The organism is Pseudoxanthomonas sp. F11, from assembly GCF_037046485.1.
Classification (GTDB): domain Bacteria; phylum Pseudomonadota; class Gammaproteobacteria; order Xanthomonadales; family Xanthomonadaceae; genus Pseudoxanthomonas_A.
The window spans coordinates 596024-614024 of sequence record NZ_JBANLZ010000001.1; the positions used below are offsets into that span (position 1 = coordinate 596024).

Genomic DNA, 18001 nt, shown 5'->3' on the forward strand with positions numbered 1-18001 from the left:
CCGGCTACCCACCCGACCGTCAACGCGACGGGGGTAGGTGCCTGCCAACTGACTGCGATCCCGCCCTTCCTGGGCCGAAAACGAGGCGCGTCCTGCGCCTCTTTTCGTGGTCTGGGACGGCCCGGAGGCCGTCGGGTGGTACGGATTAGCTTGCGCTGGACTCCTCGCCCGCCTCGTCCGAGGTCACGGCCACCGGGGCGGCCGGCTCGCTGACGACACCGGACAGGGCGTCGACCTCGGCTTCGGTCAGGCCGGAGGCATTGCGGCGCCGCTGGTTGTGGTACGCCAGACCGGTGCCGGCCGGGATCAGGCGGCCGACGATGACGTTCTCCTTCAGGCCGCGCAGGGTGTCGCGCGTACCGCGGACAGCCGCCTCGGTCAGCACGCGGGTGGTCTCCTGGAAGGAAGCCGCGGAGATGAACGATTCGGTCGCCAGCGACGCCTTGGTGATGCCCAGCAGCACGGGATCGTACTTGGCGGGCAGCTCGTTACGCGCGACCAGCTTGGCGTTCTCCTCGATCACGCGCTGCTTCTCGACCTGCTCGCCCGCCAGGAACTTGCTGTTGCCGGCATCGGTGATCTCGACCTTGCGCAGCATCTGGCGGGTGATCACCTCGATGTGCTTGTCGTTGATCTTCACGCCCTGCAGGCGGTACACGTCCTGGATTTCCTTCACCAGGTAGGCGGCCAGCGGCTCGACGCCCAGCAGGCGCAGGATGTCCTGCGGGCTCGGCTCGCCGTCCACGATGGTTTCGCCCTTGGCCACGTGCTCGCCTTCGAACACGATGATCTGGCGGAACTTCGGGATCAGCTCCTCGTGCTCGGAACCGTCGGTGTCCTTGATGATCAGGCGCTGCTTGCCCTTGGTGTCCTTGCCGAAGCTGATGATGCCGGAACGCTCGGCCAGGATGGCCGGGTCCTTCGGCTTGCGGGCTTCGAACAGGTCGGCCACGCGCGGCAGACCGCCGGTGATGTCGCGCGTCTTGGACGCTTCCTGCGGCACCTTGGTGACCACGTCGCCCACGCCGACGGGCGCGCCGTCCTGCAGGTTGACGATCGAGCGCGGCGGCAGCAGGTACTGCGCCGGCAGGTCGGTCCCCGGGATGCTCAGGTCCTTGCCGTCCTTGTCCACGATGCGGACGATCGGACGCAGGTCCTTGCCCTGCGAACCGCGACGCTTCGGATCGGTGATCTCGCGCGAGGCCAGACCGGTCAGTTCGTCGGTCTTCTCGATGACGGTGACGCCGTCGACGAAGTCGACGAAGCGCACGAAACCGGCCACTTCCGACACGATCGGGTGGTTGTGCGGATCCCAGTTCGCCACGGCCTGGCCGGCGGTGATCTGGTCGCCGTCCTTGACGTTGATGGTGGCGCCATAGGGCAGCTTGTAGCGCTCGCGCTCGCGGCCATGGCCGTCGAGCACCGACAGTTCGCCCGAACGCGACACCGCGACCAGGCTGCCATTGGCGTGCTCGACGAACTTCAGGTTGTTGAACTTGATCGAGCCGGTGGTCTTGACGGTGATGTTGTCGACCGCCGCCGCACGCGATGCCGCACCACCGATGTGGAACGTACGCATGGTCAGCTGGGTGCCGGGCTCGCCGATCGACTGCGCGGCGATGACGCCGACCGCTTCGCCGATGTTGACGATGTGGCCACGGGCCAGGTCGCGGCCGTAGCAATGCGCGCAGACGCCGAAGTCGGATTCGCAGGTGATGGTGGAACGCACCTTCAGGGACTGCACGCCGGCATCTTCCAGCTTCTGCACCCAGGCTTCGTCCAACAGCGTGTTGCGGGTGACGATCGGATCCTCGTCGTTGCCCGGCAGGAACACGTCCTCGGCCACGATGCGGCCCAGCACGCGGTCGCGCAGCGGCTCGACCACGTCGCCGCCTTCCACGATCGGGGTCATGGTCAGGCCTTCCAGCGTGCCGCAATCGACCTCGGTGATCACCACGTCCTGCGCCACGTCGACCAGGCGACGAGTCAGGTAACCGGAGTTGGCGGTCTTCAACGCGGTATCGGCCAGACCCTTGCGGGCACCGTGGGTGGAGTTGAAGTACTCCTGCACGTTCAGGCCTTCGCGGAAGTTCGCCTTGATGGGCGTCTCGATGATCGAGCCGTCGGGACGGGCCATCAGGCCGCGCATGCCGGCCAGCTGGCGGATCTGCGCCTGGCTGCCACGGGCGCCGGAGTCGGCCATGATGTAGAGCGAGTTCATCGACTTCTCGTTGATGGTCTCGCCCTTGGCGTTCTTCACCTTGTCGGTGCCGATGGTGTCCATCATCGCCTTGGCGATGCGCTCGTTGGTGCGCGACCAGATGTCGACCACCTTGTTGTAGCGTTCGCCGGCGGTGACCAGACCGCTCTGGTACTGCTCCTGGATCTCCAGCACTTCCTGCTCGGCTTCGCCCAGGATGCCCTTCTTCTCGGCCGGGATCAGCATGTCGTCGATGCCGATCGAAACGCCGGCGCGCGTGGCGTACGCGAAGCCGGTGTACATCAGCTTGTCGGCGAACACGACCGTGTCCTTAAGGCCCAGCATGCGGTAGCTGGAGTTGATAAGGCGGCTGATGGCCTTCTTGTTCAGCTCGGTGTTCACCAGGGCGAACGGCAGGCCTTCCGGCAGGATCTCGGCCAGCAGCGCGCGACCGATCGTGGTGTCCACGATGCTGGTCTGCTTGCTGCGGCCGCCTTCCTCGTCGATCACGGTGCCGCTGATGCGGACCTTGACCTTGGCGTGCAGCTCGACGGCGCGGTTGTCGTAGGCGCGCTTGACCTCGGCGATGTTGGCGAACGCCATGCCCTCGCCCTTCTTGTTCTCCAGCGCGCGGGTCATGTAGTACAGACCCAGCACGACGTCCTGCGACGGCACGATGATCGGCTCGCCGTTGGCGGGCGACAGGATGTTGTTGGACGACATCATCAGGGCGCGCGCTTCCAGCTGGGCTTCCAGCGAGAGCGGCACGTGCACGGCCATCTGGTCGCCGTCGAAGTCGGCGTTGAACGCAGTACAGACCAGCGGGTGCAGCTGGATGGCCTTGCCTTCGATCAGCACCGGCTCGAACGCCTGGATGCCCAGGCGGTGCAGCGTCGGCGCGCGGTTCAGCAGGACCGGGTGCTCGCGGATGACTTCTTCCAGGATGTCCCAGACTTCCGCTTCCTCGCGCTCGACCAGCTTCTTGGCGGCCTTGATGGTGGTGGCCAGGCCACGACGCTGCAGCTTGGCGAACACGAACGGCTTGAACAGCTCCAGCGCCATCTTCTTCGGCAGGCCGCACTCGTGCAGGCGCAGGGTCGGGCCGACCACGATGACCGAACGGCCCGAGTAGTCGACGCGCTTGCCCAGCAGGTTCTGACGGAAGCGGCCCTGCTTGCCCTTGATCATGTCGGCCAGCGACTTCAGCGGGCGCTTGTTGGTGCCGGTGATGGCGCGGCCGCGGCGACCGTTGTCCATCAGGGCGTCGACCGACTCCTGCAGCATGCGCTTCTCGTTGCGCACGATGATGTCGGGCGCATTGAGTTCCAGCAGGCGGCGCAGGCGGTTGTTGCGATTGATGACGCGACGGTACAGGTCGTTCAGGTCGGAGGTCGCGAAGCGGCCGCCGTCCAGCGGCACCAGCGGACGCAGGTCCGGCGGCAGCACGGGCAGCACGGTCATGACCATCCATTCCGGACGGTTGCCCGACTCCAGGAACGCCTCGATCAGCTTGATGCGCTTGGTGAGGCGCTTGAGCTTGGTCTCGGAGTTGGTGCTGGCGATCTCCTCGCGCAGGTTCACCATCTCGGCCTGCAGGTCGATGGTGCGCAGCAGGTCGTAGACGGCCTCGGCGCCCATGGCGGCGTCGAAGTCGTCGCCATGTTCCTGGCGCGCCTGCATGAACTGCTCTTCGGTCAGCAGCTGGCGGCGTTCGAGCGAGGTCAGGCCCGGCTCGGTGACGACATAGGCTTCGAAGTACAGCACGCGCTCGATGTCGCGCAGGGTCATGTCCAGCATCAGGCCGATGCGCGACGGCAGCGACTTCAGGAACCAGATGTGCGCGACCGGGCTGGCCAGGTCGATGTGGCCCATGCGCTCACGGCGCACCTTGGCCAGCGTCACTTCCGTGCCGCACTTCTCGCAGACCACGCCGCGGTGCTTCATGCGCTTGTACTTGCCGCACAGGCACTCGTAGTCCTTGATCGGGCCGAAGATGGCCGAGCAGAACAGGCCGTCGCGTTCGGGCTTGAACGTCCGGTAGTTGATGGTTTCCGGCTTCTTCACTTCGCCGAAGGACCACGAACGGATCAGGTCCGGCGAGGCCAGCGCGATCTTGATCGCGTCGAAGTCCAGCGTCTGGCGCTGCTGGTTGAAGAGGTTGAGCAGGTCTTTCATTTTGTTTCTCCGTCAGGAGGAATCTTTGTCGGGGGCGGGATGACGTGCTTGCAGCGCGGGCGCAAGGATGCGCCCGCGCGTGGCGATCAGTCTTCCAGTTCCATGTTGATGGCGAGCGAGCGGATTTCCTTCACCAGCACGTTGAAGGATTCCGGCATGCCCGCGACCATCTCGTGGGCGCCATCGACGATGTTCTTGTACATCTGGTTGCGGCCCTGCACGTCGTCCGACTTGACCGTCAGCATTTCCTGCAGGGTGTGCGCCGCGCCGTAGGCTTCCAGCGCCCAGACTTCCATTTCACCGAAGCGCTGACCGCCGAACTGCGCCTTGCCGCCCAGCGGCTGCTGGGTGACGAGCGAGTACGGACCGGTGGAACGCGCGTGCATCTTGTCGTCCACCAGGTGGTTCAGCTTCAGCATGTGCATGTAGCCGACCGTGGTGTGGCGGTCGAACGCCTCGCCGGTGCGGCCGTCGTACAGCTGGGTCTGGCCGCTGATCGGCAGATCCGCGAGCTCGAGCATGTGCTTGATCTCGGTTTCCGCCGCGCCGTCGAACACCGGGGTGGCCATCGGCACGCCGTCGGTCAGGTTCTTGGCAAGCGCGATCAGTTCGGCATCGCTGAACTGGTCCAGGTCCACGCGGTCTTCGCCCAGCTTCTGATCGTGGTTGTAGATCTGGGTCAGGAACTTGCGCAGGTCAGCGACCTTGGCCTGGGCATCCAGCATGTCCTGGATCTTCTTGCCCAGTCCCTTCGCCGCCCAGCCCAGGTGCACTTCCAGCACCTGGCCGATGTTCATGCGCGACGGCACGCCCAGCGGGTTGAGCACGATGTCCACCGTCTCGCCGTTGGCCATGTACGGCATGTCCTCGACCGGCACGATGGTCGACACGACGCCCTTGTTGCCATGACGGCCGGCCATCTTGTCGCCCGGCTGGATGCGGCGCTTCACGGCCAGGTACACCTTGACCATCTTCAGCACGCCCGGGGCGAGGTCGTCGCCCGCGGTGATCTTGCCGCGCTTGTCGGCGAAGCGGCGCTCGAACTCCTTCTCGTGCGCCTGGATCTGCATCTGGGCGCGCTCGATGGCGTCGGAGGCGTCATCGTCCTTCATGCGCAGGGTGAACCACTCGGACTTCTTCAGCCCGTCCAGGTACGCGTCGGTGATCGCGTCGCCCTTCTTCAGGCCGGCCGGACCGCCGTTGGCCACCTTGCCGACCAGCTGCGAACGCAGGCGGGCGTAGATGGCGCCTTCCAGGATGCGGAACTGGTCGTCGAAGTCCTTCTTGACGCGCTTGATCTCGTTCTCCTCGATCTGGCGCGCGCGCTTGTCCTTCTCGATGCCGTCGCGGGTGAAGACCTGCACGTCGATGACGGTGCCGTCCATGCCCGGGGGCACGCGCAGCGAGCTGTCCTTCACGTCCGAGGCCTTCTCGCCGAAGATCGCGCGCAGCAGCTTCTCTTCCGGGGTCAGCTGGCTTTCGCCCTTGGGCGTGACCTTGCCGACCATGATGTCGCCGGCGCGCACTTCGGCACCGATGTACACCACACCGCTCTCGTCCAGGCGGTTCAGCGCCTGCTCGGAGACGTTCGGAATGTCGGCGGAGATCTCTTCCGGGCCCAACTTGGTGTCGCGCGCGACACAGGTCAGCTCTTCGATGTGGATCGTGGTGTAGCGATCCTCTTCCACCACGCGCTCGGAGAGCAGGATGGAGTCTTCGAAGTTGTAGCCGTTCCACGGCATGAACGCGATCAGCATGTTCTGGCCCAGCGCCAGCTCGCCGATGTCGGTCGACGGACCGTCGGCCAGCACGTCGCCGCGCGCCACCACATCGCCCACGTTCACCAGCGGGCGCTGGTTGATGCACGTGTTCTGGTTGGAGCGCGTGTACTTGATCAGCGAATAGATGTCGACGCCGGCATCGGTTTCGCCGGAGATCTCGTTCTCGTTGACCTTCACCACGATGCGGCCGGCGTCGATCTGCTCGACCACGCCGCCACGACGGGCGTTCACGGTCACGCCCGAGTCGCGCGCCACGGCGCGCTCGATGCCGGTACCGACCAGCGGCTTCTGCGCACGCAGCGTCGGCACGGCCTGGCGCTGCATGTTGGCGCCCATCAGCGCGCGGTTGGCGTCGTCGTGCTCGAGGAACGGCACCAGAGCCGCGGCGACCGACACGGTCTGCATCGGCGACACGTCCATGTAGTGCACTTCGCTCGGCGGCTTCAGCAGCGATTCGCCCTGGAAGCGGCACGGCACGAACTGCTCGGTCAGGCGGCTCTTGGCGTCGTGCAGCGCGTTGGCCTGCGCGATGACGTACTCGTTCTCCTCGATCGCCGACAGGTACTCGATCTCGTCGGTGATCACGCCGTCCACGACCTTGCGGTACGGCGTCTCGAGGAAGCCGTAGCTGTTGGTGCGCGCGTACACGGCCAGCGAATTGATCAGGCCGATGTTCGGACCTTCCGGCGTTTCGATGGTGCAGACGCGGCCGTAATGGGTCGGGTGCACGTCGCGCACTTCGAAGCCGGCGCGCTCGCGGGTCAGGCCGCCCGGGCCGAGGGCCGAGACACGACGCTTGTGCGTGACTTCCGACAGCGGGTTGTTCTGGTCCATGAACTGCGACAGCTGCGAGGAGCCGAAGAACTCCTTGATCGCGGCGGCCACCGGTTTGGCGTTGATCAGTTCCTGCGGGGTCAGGCCCTCGGACTCGGCCATCGACAGGCGCTCCTTCACGGCGCGCTCGACGCGGACCAGGCCCACGCGGAAGACGTTCTCGGCCATTTCGCCGACCGAACGCACGCGACGGTTGCCCAGGTGGTCGATGTCGTCCACGGTGCCGCGGCCGTTGCGGATCTCGGTCAGGACCTTGATGACGTCCAGGATGTCCGAGGTCTCGCCCAGGCTGGCGACCAGGCGCTTGGCTTCCTCATCGTTGCGCGCGCCGAAGTACTTCTTGTCGTACAGCACGGCTTCGCCGGTGGTTTCCTTGCGGCCCACGCGGCGGTTGAACTTCATGCGGCCGACATTGGACAGGTCGTAGCGCTCGAAGGTGAAGAACAGGTTGTGGAACAGGTTCTGCGCGGCGTCCTTGGTCGGCGGCTCGCCCGGGCGCATCATGCGGTAGATTTCGACCAGCGCTTCCAGCTGGGTCTTGGTCGGGTCGATGCGCAGGGTGTTGGACAGGTACGGGCCGCGGTCCAGGTCGTTGACCCACAGCGTGCCCACGGCGTCCACGCCGGCCTTGCGGAACTTGGCCAGCTGGTCGTCGGTGATCTCGTCGTTGGCCGCGGCCAGCAGCTCACCCGTGTTGGCGTCGATCACGTCGTGCGACAGGATGCGGCCCACCAGGTATTCGTCCGGCACGGCCAGGGCGGCGATGCCGGACTGCTCCAGCTGCTTCACGTGGCGCGCGGTGATGCGCTTGCCGGCTTCCACGATGACCTTGTCGCCGTCGGCCAGGTCGAAGTTCAGCGTCTCGCCGCGCAGGCGCTCGGCGACCAGTTCCAGCTGCACGCCTTCGGGCAGGATGTGGAACGTGTTGACGTCGAAGAACTCGTTGAGCATCTCCTCGTTGGAGTAGCCCAGGGCGCGCAGCAGGATCGAGACCGGCAGCTTGCGGCGGCGGTCGATGCGGGTGAACAGCGCATCCTTCGGGTCGAACTCGAAGTCCAGCCACGAGCCACGGTAGGGAATGATGCGGGCGCTGTACAGCAGCTTGCCCGAGCTGTGGGTCTTGCCGCGGTCGTGGTCGAAGAACACGCCCGGCGAACGGTGCAGCTGCGAGACGATGACGCGCTCGGTGCCGTTGACGATGAAGGTGCCGTTGTCGGTCATGAGCGGGATCTCGCCCAGGTAGACCTCCTGCTCCTTCACGTACTTGATCGCCTTGGTGGACGACTCGCGGTCGTAGATCACCAGGCGCACGGTCACGCGCAGCGGGGCGCCGTAGCTCAGGCCGCGGTTGCGGCACTCGCGCTCGTCGAACACCGGCTCGCCCAGCTTGTAGCCGACGTATTCCAGCGCGGCGTTGCCGCTGTAGCTGGCGATCGGGAAGACCGACTTCAGCGCGGCGTGCAGGCCACGGTCCTCGCGCTTGGCGGGATCGACGTGCTCCTGCAGGAATTCGCGGTAGGAGTCGACCTGGATGGCCAACAGGAACGGGACTTCGAGGATCGAGCGCTGCTTGCCGAAGTCCTTGCGGATGCGCTTCTTTTCGGTGAACGAATATGTCGTCATGTGACTGTGCCTTTGGCAGCGTGGGGCGCGCGTCCGCGACCGCACGGGGGACATTCTTTCGAACGGGGGAATTTTCAGTTGGAAGTCGCTGGTATTGCCGGCACCAGCACGCCCTCTGCTGCTACTTCCAACTACAAACTCGCTTGGGCGGGAGTCGGGAATAGGGAATGGAGAATCGCTGGCGAGCAAGGGACGGCGCTGCGCTGGTGCGATTCCCTATTCCCTATTCCCTCTTCCCGTTGAAACGACCGAAGGCCAGGGGCTTGCGCCCCCGGCCTCGGGTTGTCGCCTGAGTGGACCGGCGACGGATACGGCTTACTTGACTTCGACGCTCGCACCAGCGGCTTCGAGGTCCTTCTTGAACTTCTCGGCATCTTCCTTCGACACGCCTTCCTTCAGGACGCCGCCGGCCTCGGTGAGGTCCTTGGCTTCCTTCAGGCCCAGGCCCGTGATGGCGCGGACGGCCTTGATGACGTCGACCTTCTTCGCACCGGCGTCCTTCAGGACGATGGTGAACTCGGTCTGCTCTTCGACCGGGGCGGCGGCAGCGGCCGGACCGGCAGCGGCGACGACCGGGGCGGCGGCGGAGACGCCGAACTTCTCTTCGATGGCCTTGACCAGCTCCATCACTTCCATCAGGGTCTTGCCGGCGATGGCGTCGACGATCTGTTCGTTGGAAAGGGACATTGTGTTTACCTTTGGAAATTATCTGGGATTAGGGTTCGTAGAACCGTAGAAGACGTCGGATCAGGCTTCGGCCGGGGCTTCGGCTGCGGCTTCCGCCGGCGCTTCGCCACCACCCTGCTTGTCGGCCACGGCCTTGACGGCGCGGGCGAACATCGAGGCCGGTTCGGCCAGCACACGGGCCAGCATGGCCAGGGCCTGGTCGCGGGTCGGCAGCGACGCCAGGACTTCCACATGGCTGGCCGGATACAGCTGGCCACCCACGGAGACGACCTTCGGCTGCAGCTTGTCGTTACCCTTGGCGAATTCCTTGATCAGGCGGCCGGCAGCGCCGGGCTCCTCGGTCGAAAACGCATACAGCAGCGGACCGACGAGCTTGTCCTGGACAACCTCGAACTCGGTACCGGCCACGGCACGCACGGCCAGCGTGTTCTTGACAACCTTCAAGTACACGCCGGTCTCGCGGGCCTTCTTGCGCATCGCGGTCATCTGACTGACCGTGGTGCCTGCGTATTCGGCGGCGACCAGGGAGTGCGCCTTGGCGGCGACGTCTGCCAGCTCGGCGACTACTTCTTGCTTCTGGGACAGATTGAGAGCCATACACTCCTCACTTATTGACTCCGCTCGCGACTCCTGCCGCTTGCGGTCCTGGACGGCACCCCTCCGTGGGTACCGGGGACACGAAGGTCCCGTCGGTGGCCTGTCTGACTGGCGACCTTGCGGTCGTGCTCCAGAAAACTTCCAGAAGGCGGCACCATCTGCGCAGGCGCATTCCCGGGGGAATGGATTAAGCGGTCCCGCTAGCCACGACGGCGATTCCCTGCCAGCACGAGCTTCCCTGCCCGTCGTCGTTGCGCGCTGACCGCACCTGCGGTCTTTGACGGCTGTCGCTTGCACCGGCACCCCGGCCTGGGCGACTGCCCTCAAAATTCGTTGCGCCCTGCCCCGCGTCGCGGGACAGGGATGATGCGATTACTTCAGGGACAGCGAGGACTGGTCGACGGTGACGCCGGGGCCCATGGTCGAGCTGACCGAGATCTTCTGCAGATACTGGCCCTTGGAGGTGGCCGGCTTGGCCTTCACCAGGTCGATCAGCAGCGCCTGCAGGTTCGACTTCAGCGCTTCGTCGTCGAAACTGGCCTTGCCGATGGTGCAGTGGATGATGCCGGCCTTGTCGGTGCGGTAGCGCACCTGGCCCGACTTGGCGTTCTTCACCGCCTCGGCCGGGTTCGGCGACACGGTGCCGACCTTCGGGTTCGGCATCAGGCCGCGCGGGCCCAGGACCGTACCCAGCTTGCCGACCACGCGCATCGCGTCCGGCGTGGCGATGACCACGTCGTAATTGATGTCGCCGGCCAGCATCTTCTCGGCCAGGTCATCCATGCCAACGGCTTCGGCGCCGGCGGCAGCGGCTTCGTCGGCCTTGGCGCCAGCCGGGGCGAACACCGCCACGCGGACGGACTTGCCGGTACCGGCCGGCAGCACGGTGGAGCCGCGGACCTGCTGGTCCGACTTCTTGGCGTCCACACCCAGGCGCACGGCCACGTCGACGGACTCGACGAACTTGGCCTTGACCGCGGTCTTGACGATCTTCAGGGCCTCGTCAATGGCATACGCCTTGCCGGGGGTCACGGCGGCCAGGATGGCCTTCTGTCGCTTGTTCTGTGCCATCTCTTAACCCTCCACCGTCAGGCCCATGGAGCGGGCCGAACCCGCGATCGTGCGCACCGCTGCATCCAGATCGGCCGCGGTCAGGTCGGGTTCCTTCGCCTTGGCGATGTCCTCGAGCTGCTTGCGGGTGACCTTGCCCACCTTCTCGGTGTTCGGGCGCTTGGAGCCGGACGTGATGCCGACGGCCTTCTTCAGCAGGATCGTCGCCGGCGGCGTCTTGGTGATGAAGGTGAACGTACGGTCGGAATAGGCCGTGATGACCACCGGAATCGGCAGGCCCGGCTCCAGCTTCTGCGTGGCGGCGTTGAACGCCTTGCAGAACTCCATGATGTTCAGGCCGCGCTGACCCAGCGCAGGACCGACCGGCGGCGAGGGGTTGGCCTGGCCGGCCTTCACCTGCAGCTTGATGTAACCGACAACTTTCTTTGCCATGTGAGTACTCTCCGGGTGCTAGCGCCTGTGAAGGCTCCCCATCGGACCGGGAAAATCACGCGTCCCGGCATCGCGTATCTCGAATGCGCCGACGGCCGCCCGAAGGCGGCCATGGCCCCCGCCGGCTCAACCGTTCAGGGAGCCGCGCAGTATAACAGGCTTTTGGCAGGACCGCCCAGACGGTCCGGCCGCCGACTCAGGCCTTCTCGACCTGGCCGAACTCCAGCTCCACCGGGGTGGAGCGGCCGAAGATCAGCACCGCCACGCGCAGGCGGCTCTTTTCGTAGTTGACTTCCTCGACCACGCCGTTGAAGTCGTTGAACGGGCCGTCGGTGACGCGGACCATCTCGCCCGGCTCGAACAGGACTTTGGGCTTGGGCTTCTCGACGCCCTCCTGGACGCGGTCCAGGATGGCCGCCGCCTCTTCGTCGCGGATCGGCAGCGGACGATCCGCGGTACCGCCGATGAAGCCGAGCACCTTGGACGTATCCTTCACCAGGTGCCAGCTCTCGTTGTCCATGCGCGGGATGCCACCCTCGTCATGGGTTTCGATCTGGACCAGCACGTAACCCGGGAAGAACTTGCGCTCGGAACGGCGCTTCTGGCCGGAGCGCATTTCCACGACCTCTTCGGTCGGGACCAGCACATCGCCGAACTTCTCCTGCATGCCGTCGCGGACGATGCGGTCGCGCAACGCCTGCGCCACCGACTTCTCGAACCCGGAATAAGCATGGACGACATACCAGCGCTTCACTGAGCGACTCTCCTCAACGGCCAAAATTCAGGAACCACTCGATCAACGCCTGGATGGCGAAATCGAAACCGGCCAGGATCAGGCTGAGCACGATCACCACGACTATGACCACCCACGTGGTCCGGGTGGCTTCCTCGCGCGTGGGCCACACCACCTTGCGCAACTCGAAACGCGACTCGGCCAGGAATTCGCGGGTATCGCGCCCCTTGCCGGTCTGCAGGAACACCAGCGCGCCCAGCACCAGGCCCGCAACCACCGCCAGCGAACGCAGCGGCGTGGCCCATTGCCCATTGAACCACCACCACGCCACCAGACCACCCACGACCAGCGCGAGCGCCAGGACGTACTTGGCGATGTCGGCCGCGGGCGTGCCGGCTTTGGATTGTTCGACCTTGCTGTTCAAGTCAGTTGTCGCTCTTTAGCTCGAGGGGAGCACGGCAGATCCGGACTCCGCGGGGAAGGAGGTGGCACGCCAGGAGGGACTCGAACCCCCAACCTGCGGTTTTGGAGACCGCTGCTCTGCCAATTGAGCTACTGGCGTATCGATTTGCTACAACCTTCCCTTAGACGGCGAAGGCGGACCGAGGTTCCGGCCCGCCCTTCGCGCTGTCCGGCGAACCCGTCGCCGGGACCGCCGGGGCCTTACTTGATGATCTTGGCCACCACGCCGGCGCCGACCGTACGGCCGCCCTCGCGGATCGCAAAGCGCAGACCTTCGTCCATCGCCACCGGGTTGATCAGCGTGACCACCATCTTCACGTTGTCGCCCGGCATCACCATCTCCACGCCTTCCGGCAGCTGCACCGCACCGGTGATGTCGGTGGTGCGGAAGTAGAACTGCGGGCGGTAGCCCTTGAAGAACGGGGTGTGACGGCCGCCTTCGTCCTTGCTCAGCACGTAGACTTCGGCTTCGAACTCGGTGTGCGGGGTGATCGAACCCGGCTTGGCCAGCACCTGGCCACGCTCCACGTCGTCACGCTTGGTGCCGCGCAGCAGCAGACCGGCGTTGTCGCCCGCCTGGCCCTGGTCCAGCAGCTTGCGGAACATTTCCACGCCCGTGACCGTGGTCTTCTGGGTCGGACGGATACCGACGATTTCGATTTCGTCGCCCACCTTGATGATGCCGCGCTCGATACGACCGGTCACCACGGTGCCGCGGCCGGAGATCGAGAACACGTCTTCCACCGGCATCAGGAACGGCTTGTCGACGTCACGCTCCGGGGTCGGGATCCAGGTGTCCAGCGCGTCCACCAGCTTCAGGATCGCCGGCACGCCGATCTCGCTCTGGTCGCCTTCCAGCGCCAGACGGGCCGAGCCCGAGATGATCGGGGTGTCGTCGCCCGGGAACTCGTACTTGCTCAGCAGTTCGCGGACTTCCATCTCCACCAGCTCCAGCAGCTCGGCGTCGTCCACCATGTCGGCCTTGTTCAGGAACACGACGATGTACGGCACGCCCACCTGGCGCGACAGCAGGATGTGCTCGCGCGTCTGCGGCATCGGGCCGTCGGCGGCCGAGCACACCAGGATCGCGCCGTCCATCTGCGCCGCACCGGTGATCATGTTCTTCACGTAGTCGGCGTGGCCCGGGCAGTCCACGTGCGCGTAGTGGCGCGTGGCCGATTCGTATTCCACGTGCGCCGTCGAAATCGTGATGCCGCGCGCCTTCTCTTCCGGCGCCGCGTCGATCGCGTCGTACGCCTTGAACTCGCCACCGAAACGCTCCGCGCCGATCTTCGTCAGCGCCGCCGTCAGCGTCGTCTTGCCGTGGTCAACGTGGCCAATCGTGCCCACGTTCACGTGCGGCTTGGTGCGTTCGAATTTACCCTTTGCCATGGCTGCTAGTTCTCGCGTGAATCGTCAATGGGAAGTGGTGCTCACGAATGGAATCGAACCATCGACCTCCTCCTTACCAAGGAGGTGCTCTACCGACTGAGCTACGTGAGCGTGAAACCTGTTCGTGTTGCCTGGACTTGCTGCAGACCCTGTACGGGCGTTCAGTGGAGCGGGAGACGGGAATCGAACCCGCACTAGTAGCTTGGAAGGCTACAGTTCTACCATTGAACTACTCCCGCACCGGGAGACCACTACAACTCGAAACAACAACGGAAAGCTGGTGGAGGGAGGTGGATTCGAACCACCGAAGGCGTAAGCCAGCAGATTTACAGTCTGCCCCCGTTGGCCGCTTGGGTATCCCTCCGGGATCACCGGACTGATCAGGCTTGGCGGCCAAATCAAACCAGGGTGAAACAGCCCGAGATTTTGGCGTGTGCGGATGCGTCTGTCAACGCGCCAGACACATTTTTTTCTCAGACGTTGAACCGGAAGTGCAGGACGTCGCCCTCCTGGACCCGATACTCCTTGCCCTCAAGCCGCAAGCGGCCGGCGTCGCGGGCGCCCGCCTCGCCCCGGTACTTGATGAAGTCGTCGAAGGCGATGGTTTCGGCGCGGATGAAACCCTTTTCGAAATCGGTATGGATCACGCCCGCCGCCTGCGGCGCGGTGGACCCCGCCCGCACGGTCCAGGCCCGGACTTCCTTCACGCCGGCGGTGAAGTAGGTCTGCAGGCCCAGCAGGGCGTAGGCGGCCCGGATCACCCTGTTAAGGCCCGGCTCGTCCAGCCCCAGATCGGCCAGGAAGGCGTCCCGGTCGGCGTCGTCCAACTGGGACAGCTCTTCCTCGATGGCGGCCGACACCGGCACCGCCTGGGCCCCCTCAGTCGCGGCGCGGGCACGCACGGCCTCCAGGTGCGGATTGTTCTCGAACCCGTCCTCCAGCACGTTGGCCACGTACATGACCGGCTTGAGGGTCAGCAGGAACAGGTCGCGGACCAGCGCCTTCTCCTCTTCGTCCAGCCCCAGCGCGCGACCGGGCCTGCCGTCGTTCAGGCCGGCCTGCAGCTTCTGCAGTACCGGCTTGCGGGCGATGGCGTCCTTCTCGCCGGCCTTGGCCGACCGTTCGGCGCGGTTGAGCGCCTTCTCCACGCTTTCCAGGTCGGCCAGCGCCAGCTCGGTGTCGATGGTGTCGATGTCCGAGATCGGGTCGATCCGGTTGTTGACGTGGATGACGTCATCGTTCTCGAAGCAGCGCACCACGTGGGTGATGGCGTCGACCTCACGGATATGGGCCAGGAACTTGTTGCCCAGACCCTCGCCGCTGGCCGCGCCCGCGACCAGCCCGGCGATGTCGACGAACTCGACCGCGGTCGGGATGACCTTCTGCGGGTTGATGATCTCGGCCAGCTGGTTCAGGCGCGGGTCCGGCACCGGCACCACGCCCACATTGGGCTCGATGGTGCAGAACGGGAAGTTGGCCGCGGCGATGCCCGCCTTGGTCAGCGCGTTGAACAGGGTCGACTTGCCGACGTTCGGCAGGCCGACGATGCCGCATTTGATGCCCATATTCGAGTAGTGAGTCGTGAGAAGTCAGGAGTGAGCGCACTGGCGCCCTCACTCCTCACTGCTCTCCACTCAGCCCTGCCTTGGGGTATGCAACCGCGTCATCGCATCCATGAAATTGCCCAACACCGCCAGCGGCAGCACGCCCAACGCGTCGTCGATGGCCCGCGCGATCAGGATCTCGTCGTCCTTGCCTGGCTTGCCCAGCACCCAGCTGGTCACCCGGTCCTTGTGGCCGGGATGGCCGATGCCGATGCGCAGGCGGTGGAACTTGCCATGACCCAGGTGCTGGATGGTGTCGCGCAACCCGTTCTGGCCGCCATGGCCGCCATCGAACTTCAGCCTGGCCACACCAGGTGCCAAGTCCAGCTCATCATGCGCCAGCAGCGCCTCTTCCGGCGCGATCTTCCAGAACCGCAGCGCCGCGGCGACCGACTTGCCGCTCAGGTTCATGTAGGTGGCCGGCTTCAGCAGCCACACCGGCTGCCCGGCTACGACGACCTTGGCGGTCTCGCCGAACAGCTTGCTGTCCAGGCCGAAGCGCTCACCCTGCCGTTCCGCCAGGGCGTCGACAAAATGGAACCCGGCGTTGTGCCGGGTTCGGGCATGTTCGGCACCGGGATTTCCCAGTCCGACGATGAGGCGCAGGCCTGCCATGGGGACGCATCACGCGCCTGCGCCCGCCGGAACGGGCGCAGGCTCACGCGATTACTTGTCGTCCTTCTTGGCGACCTTCGAAGCCGGCACTTCGGCCGACTCGGCCGGCGCTTCCTCGGCTTCTTCCTTGCCATGCTTGGCGATCACGACGGCGACGTCGTGCTCCTTGCCCAGCTTCAGCTCGGGGATGACCACACCGGCCGGCAGCTTGACGTCGGACAGGTGGATCACCGCACCGATGGCCAGGTCGGCCAGGTCGATCTCGATGAACTCCGGCAGGTCCTTCGGCAGGCACTCGACCACGACTTCGTTCAGCTCGTGGGTAACCACGACCTCGGCGGACTTGCCGGCCGGCGACTTGTCTTCGTTGAGGAAGTGCAGCGGCACCGCGGTGCGCAGCGTCTCGTTCTCGTTCACGCGCTGGAAGTCCAGGTGCATGATCTGCTGCTTGAACGGGTGGCGCTGCATGTCACGCAGCAGCACTTTCTGGATGTCGCCATTGAGGCTCAGGTCCAGGATGGACGAGTAGAACCAGTCGTTCTGGCTGGCCAGCCAGACCTCGTTGTGGTTCAGCTGGATGCTGACCGGATCGAGTTCGCCACCGTAGACGATGGCGGGCACCTGGCCGGCGTGACGGAGGCGGCGGCTCGCACCCTTACCCTCGTCCTCGCGGCGCTGCACCTTGATTTCATGCGTGTTTGCCATGTTTCTTCACTACCCAGGTTGTGGGATCGCCTTGCGGCGGCCCGATGAAGGCTCATCCGCGACCAGATGAACCCGAAAAGCCACGCCCCGATGAGCCGGCGCGCGGCGGAGACTCAATCCACGTACAGCGAACTGACCGACTCGCCGAAGGCGATACGGCGGATCGTTTCCGCCAGCAGTTCCGCCACCGACAGCTGGCGGATCTTGCTGCAGCCCTGCGCCTGCGGCGAGAGCGGGATGGTGTCGGTGACGACGAGTTCGTCGAGCACCGAGTTGTTCAGGTTGTCCACCGCCGGGCCCGAGAGCACGGGATGGGTGCAGTACGCCGCCACCTTGTTGGCGCCGTGCTGCTTCAGCGCCGCGGCCGCGGCGCAGAGGGTGCCGGCGGTGTCGACGATGTCGTCCACCAGCACGCAGTCCTTGCCTTCCACGTCGCCGATGATGTTCATCACCGTGGCCACGTTGGCGCGCGGACGGCGCTTGTCGATGATCGCCAGGTCGGCATCGTCCAGGCGCTTGGCGACCGCACGGGCGCGCACCACGCCGCCCACGTCGGGCGACACGACCAGCAGGTTCTCCGTGCCGTAGGCGCGCCAGATGTCGGCCAGCAGCAGCGGGGAGGCGTACACGTTGTCCACCGGGATGTCGAAGAAACCCTGGATCTGGTCGGCGTGCAGATCGACCGTCAGCACGCGGTCGGCGCTCACCGCGCCGAACATCTTCGCCGCCACCTTGGCCGTGATCGGCACGCGCGAGGAGCGCATGCGGCGATCCTGGCGGGCGTAGCCGAAGTACGGCACCACCGCGGTGACGCTGCTGGCCGATGCGCGCTTCAGCGCGTCGATCAGCACCAGCAGCTCCACCAGGTTCTCGGCGCTCGGCGCGCAGGTCGGCTGCACGACGAACACTTCCTGCCGGCGTACGTTCTCCTGGATCTCCACCTGCACTTCGCCGTCGGAGAAACGGGACACCAGCGCCTTGCCGGGACGCACGCCCAGTTCGCGGCAGATGCTGTTGGCCAACGGCTTGTTGGCGTTGCCGGAGAACACAAGCAGGTTACGTTCGTCTTGCATGGGTCGTCTCGGCGGAT

General features: G+C 65.5%; 13 protein-coding genes and 4 tRNA genes. All 17 read right to left on the minus strand.

Annotation, left to right across the window (positions count from 1 at the left end; translation table 11 throughout):
• Positions 1 to 145 precede the first annotated feature (145 nt).
• Complete coding sequence (gene rpoC / locus V8246_RS03015) at positions 146 to 4375, minus strand: DNA-directed RNA polymerase subunit beta' (RefSeq protein ID WP_336187847.1); 4230 nt, start codon at positions 4373 to 4375, stop codon at positions 146 to 148.
• 86 nt (positions 4376 to 4461) lie between these two features.
• A complete protein-coding gene (gene rpoB, locus V8246_RS03020; RefSeq protein ID WP_336187848.1) occupies positions 4462 to 8613 on the minus strand; it encodes a DNA-directed RNA polymerase subunit beta in 4152 nt (1383 codons plus the stop codon).
• A gap of 315 nt (positions 8614 to 8928) precedes the next feature.
• Positions 8929 to 9300, minus strand: a complete 372-nt coding sequence (gene rplL / locus V8246_RS03025) for a 50S ribosomal protein L7/L12 (protein WP_142126299.1) — start codon at positions 9298 to 9300, stop codon at positions 8929 to 8931.
• Between the two features lie 60 nt (positions 9301 to 9360).
• The gene (rplJ, locus tag V8246_RS03030; RefSeq protein ID WP_093487379.1) at positions 9361 to 9897 is read right to left on the minus strand and encodes a 50S ribosomal protein L10; all 537 of its coding nucleotides are present in this window, start codon (positions 9895 to 9897) and stop codon (positions 9361 to 9363) included.
• Positions 9898 to 10269: 372 nt separating this feature from the next.
• Positions 10270 to 10968, minus strand: coding sequence for a 50S ribosomal protein L1 (gene rplA / locus V8246_RS03035; RefSeq protein ID WP_162109798.1), 699 nt, complete (start codon positions 10966 to 10968; stop codon positions 10270 to 10272).
• A 3-nt stretch (positions 10969 to 10971) separates the two neighbouring features.
• The gene (gene rplK, locus V8246_RS03040; protein ID WP_162109799.1) at positions 10972 to 11400 is read right to left on the minus strand and encodes a 50S ribosomal protein L11; all 429 of its coding nucleotides are present in this window, start codon (positions 11398 to 11400) and stop codon (positions 10972 to 10974) included.
• A gap of 196 nt (positions 11401 to 11596) precedes the next feature.
• On the minus strand, positions 11597 to 12154 hold the full coding sequence (gene nusG / locus V8246_RS03045) for a transcription termination/antitermination protein NusG (RefSeq protein WP_162109800.1): 558 nt from the start codon (positions 12152 to 12154) through the stop codon (positions 11597 to 11599).
• Positions 12155 to 12167: 13 nt separating this feature from the next.
• Positions 12168 to 12557, minus strand: a complete 390-nt coding sequence (gene secE / locus V8246_RS03050; RefSeq protein ID WP_185895428.1) for a preprotein translocase subunit SecE — start codon at positions 12555 to 12557, stop codon at positions 12168 to 12170.
• Between the two features lie 62 nt (positions 12558 to 12619).
• Positions 12620 to 12695 (minus strand) — tRNA-Trp (locus tag V8246_RS03055).
• Between the two features lie 101 nt (positions 12696 to 12796).
• Positions 12797 to 13987: an elongation factor Tu gene (gene tuf, locus V8246_RS03060; protein ID WP_162109794.1), complete on the minus strand. Its 1191-nt coding sequence runs from the start codon at positions 13985 to 13987 to the stop codon at positions 12797 to 12799.
• Positions 13988 to 14022: 35 nt separating this feature from the next.
• Positions 14023 to 14098, minus strand: a tRNA-Thr gene (locus V8246_RS03065).
• A 54-nt stretch (positions 14099 to 14152) separates the two neighbouring features.
• A tRNA-Gly gene (locus V8246_RS03070) sits at positions 14153 to 14226 on the minus strand.
• A 39-nt stretch (positions 14227 to 14265) separates the two neighbouring features.
• Positions 14266 to 14351, minus strand: a tRNA-Tyr gene (locus V8246_RS03075).
• Positions 14352 to 14460: 109 nt separating this feature from the next.
• Complete coding sequence (gene ychF / locus V8246_RS03080) at positions 14461 to 15552, minus strand: redox-regulated ATPase YchF (RefSeq protein WP_336187849.1); 1092 nt, start codon at positions 15550 to 15552, stop codon at positions 14461 to 14463.
• A gap of 69 nt (positions 15553 to 15621) precedes the next feature.
• The gene (gene pth, locus V8246_RS03085) at positions 15622 to 16206 is read right to left on the minus strand and encodes an aminoacyl-tRNA hydrolase (RefSeq protein WP_336187850.1); all 585 of its coding nucleotides are present in this window, start codon (positions 16204 to 16206) and stop codon (positions 15622 to 15624) included.
• A 51-nt stretch (positions 16207 to 16257) separates the two neighbouring features.
• On the minus strand, positions 16258 to 16911 hold the full coding sequence (locus V8246_RS03090) for a 50S ribosomal protein L25/general stress protein Ctc (RefSeq protein WP_336187851.1): 654 nt from the start codon (positions 16909 to 16911) through the stop codon (positions 16258 to 16260).
• 113 nt (positions 16912 to 17024) lie between these two features.
• Entirely contained in the window at positions 17025 to 17984 is a 960-nt protein-coding gene (locus V8246_RS03095; protein WP_055940747.1) for a ribose-phosphate diphosphokinase, read from the minus strand.
• Positions 17985 to 18001 lie beyond the last annotated feature (17 nt).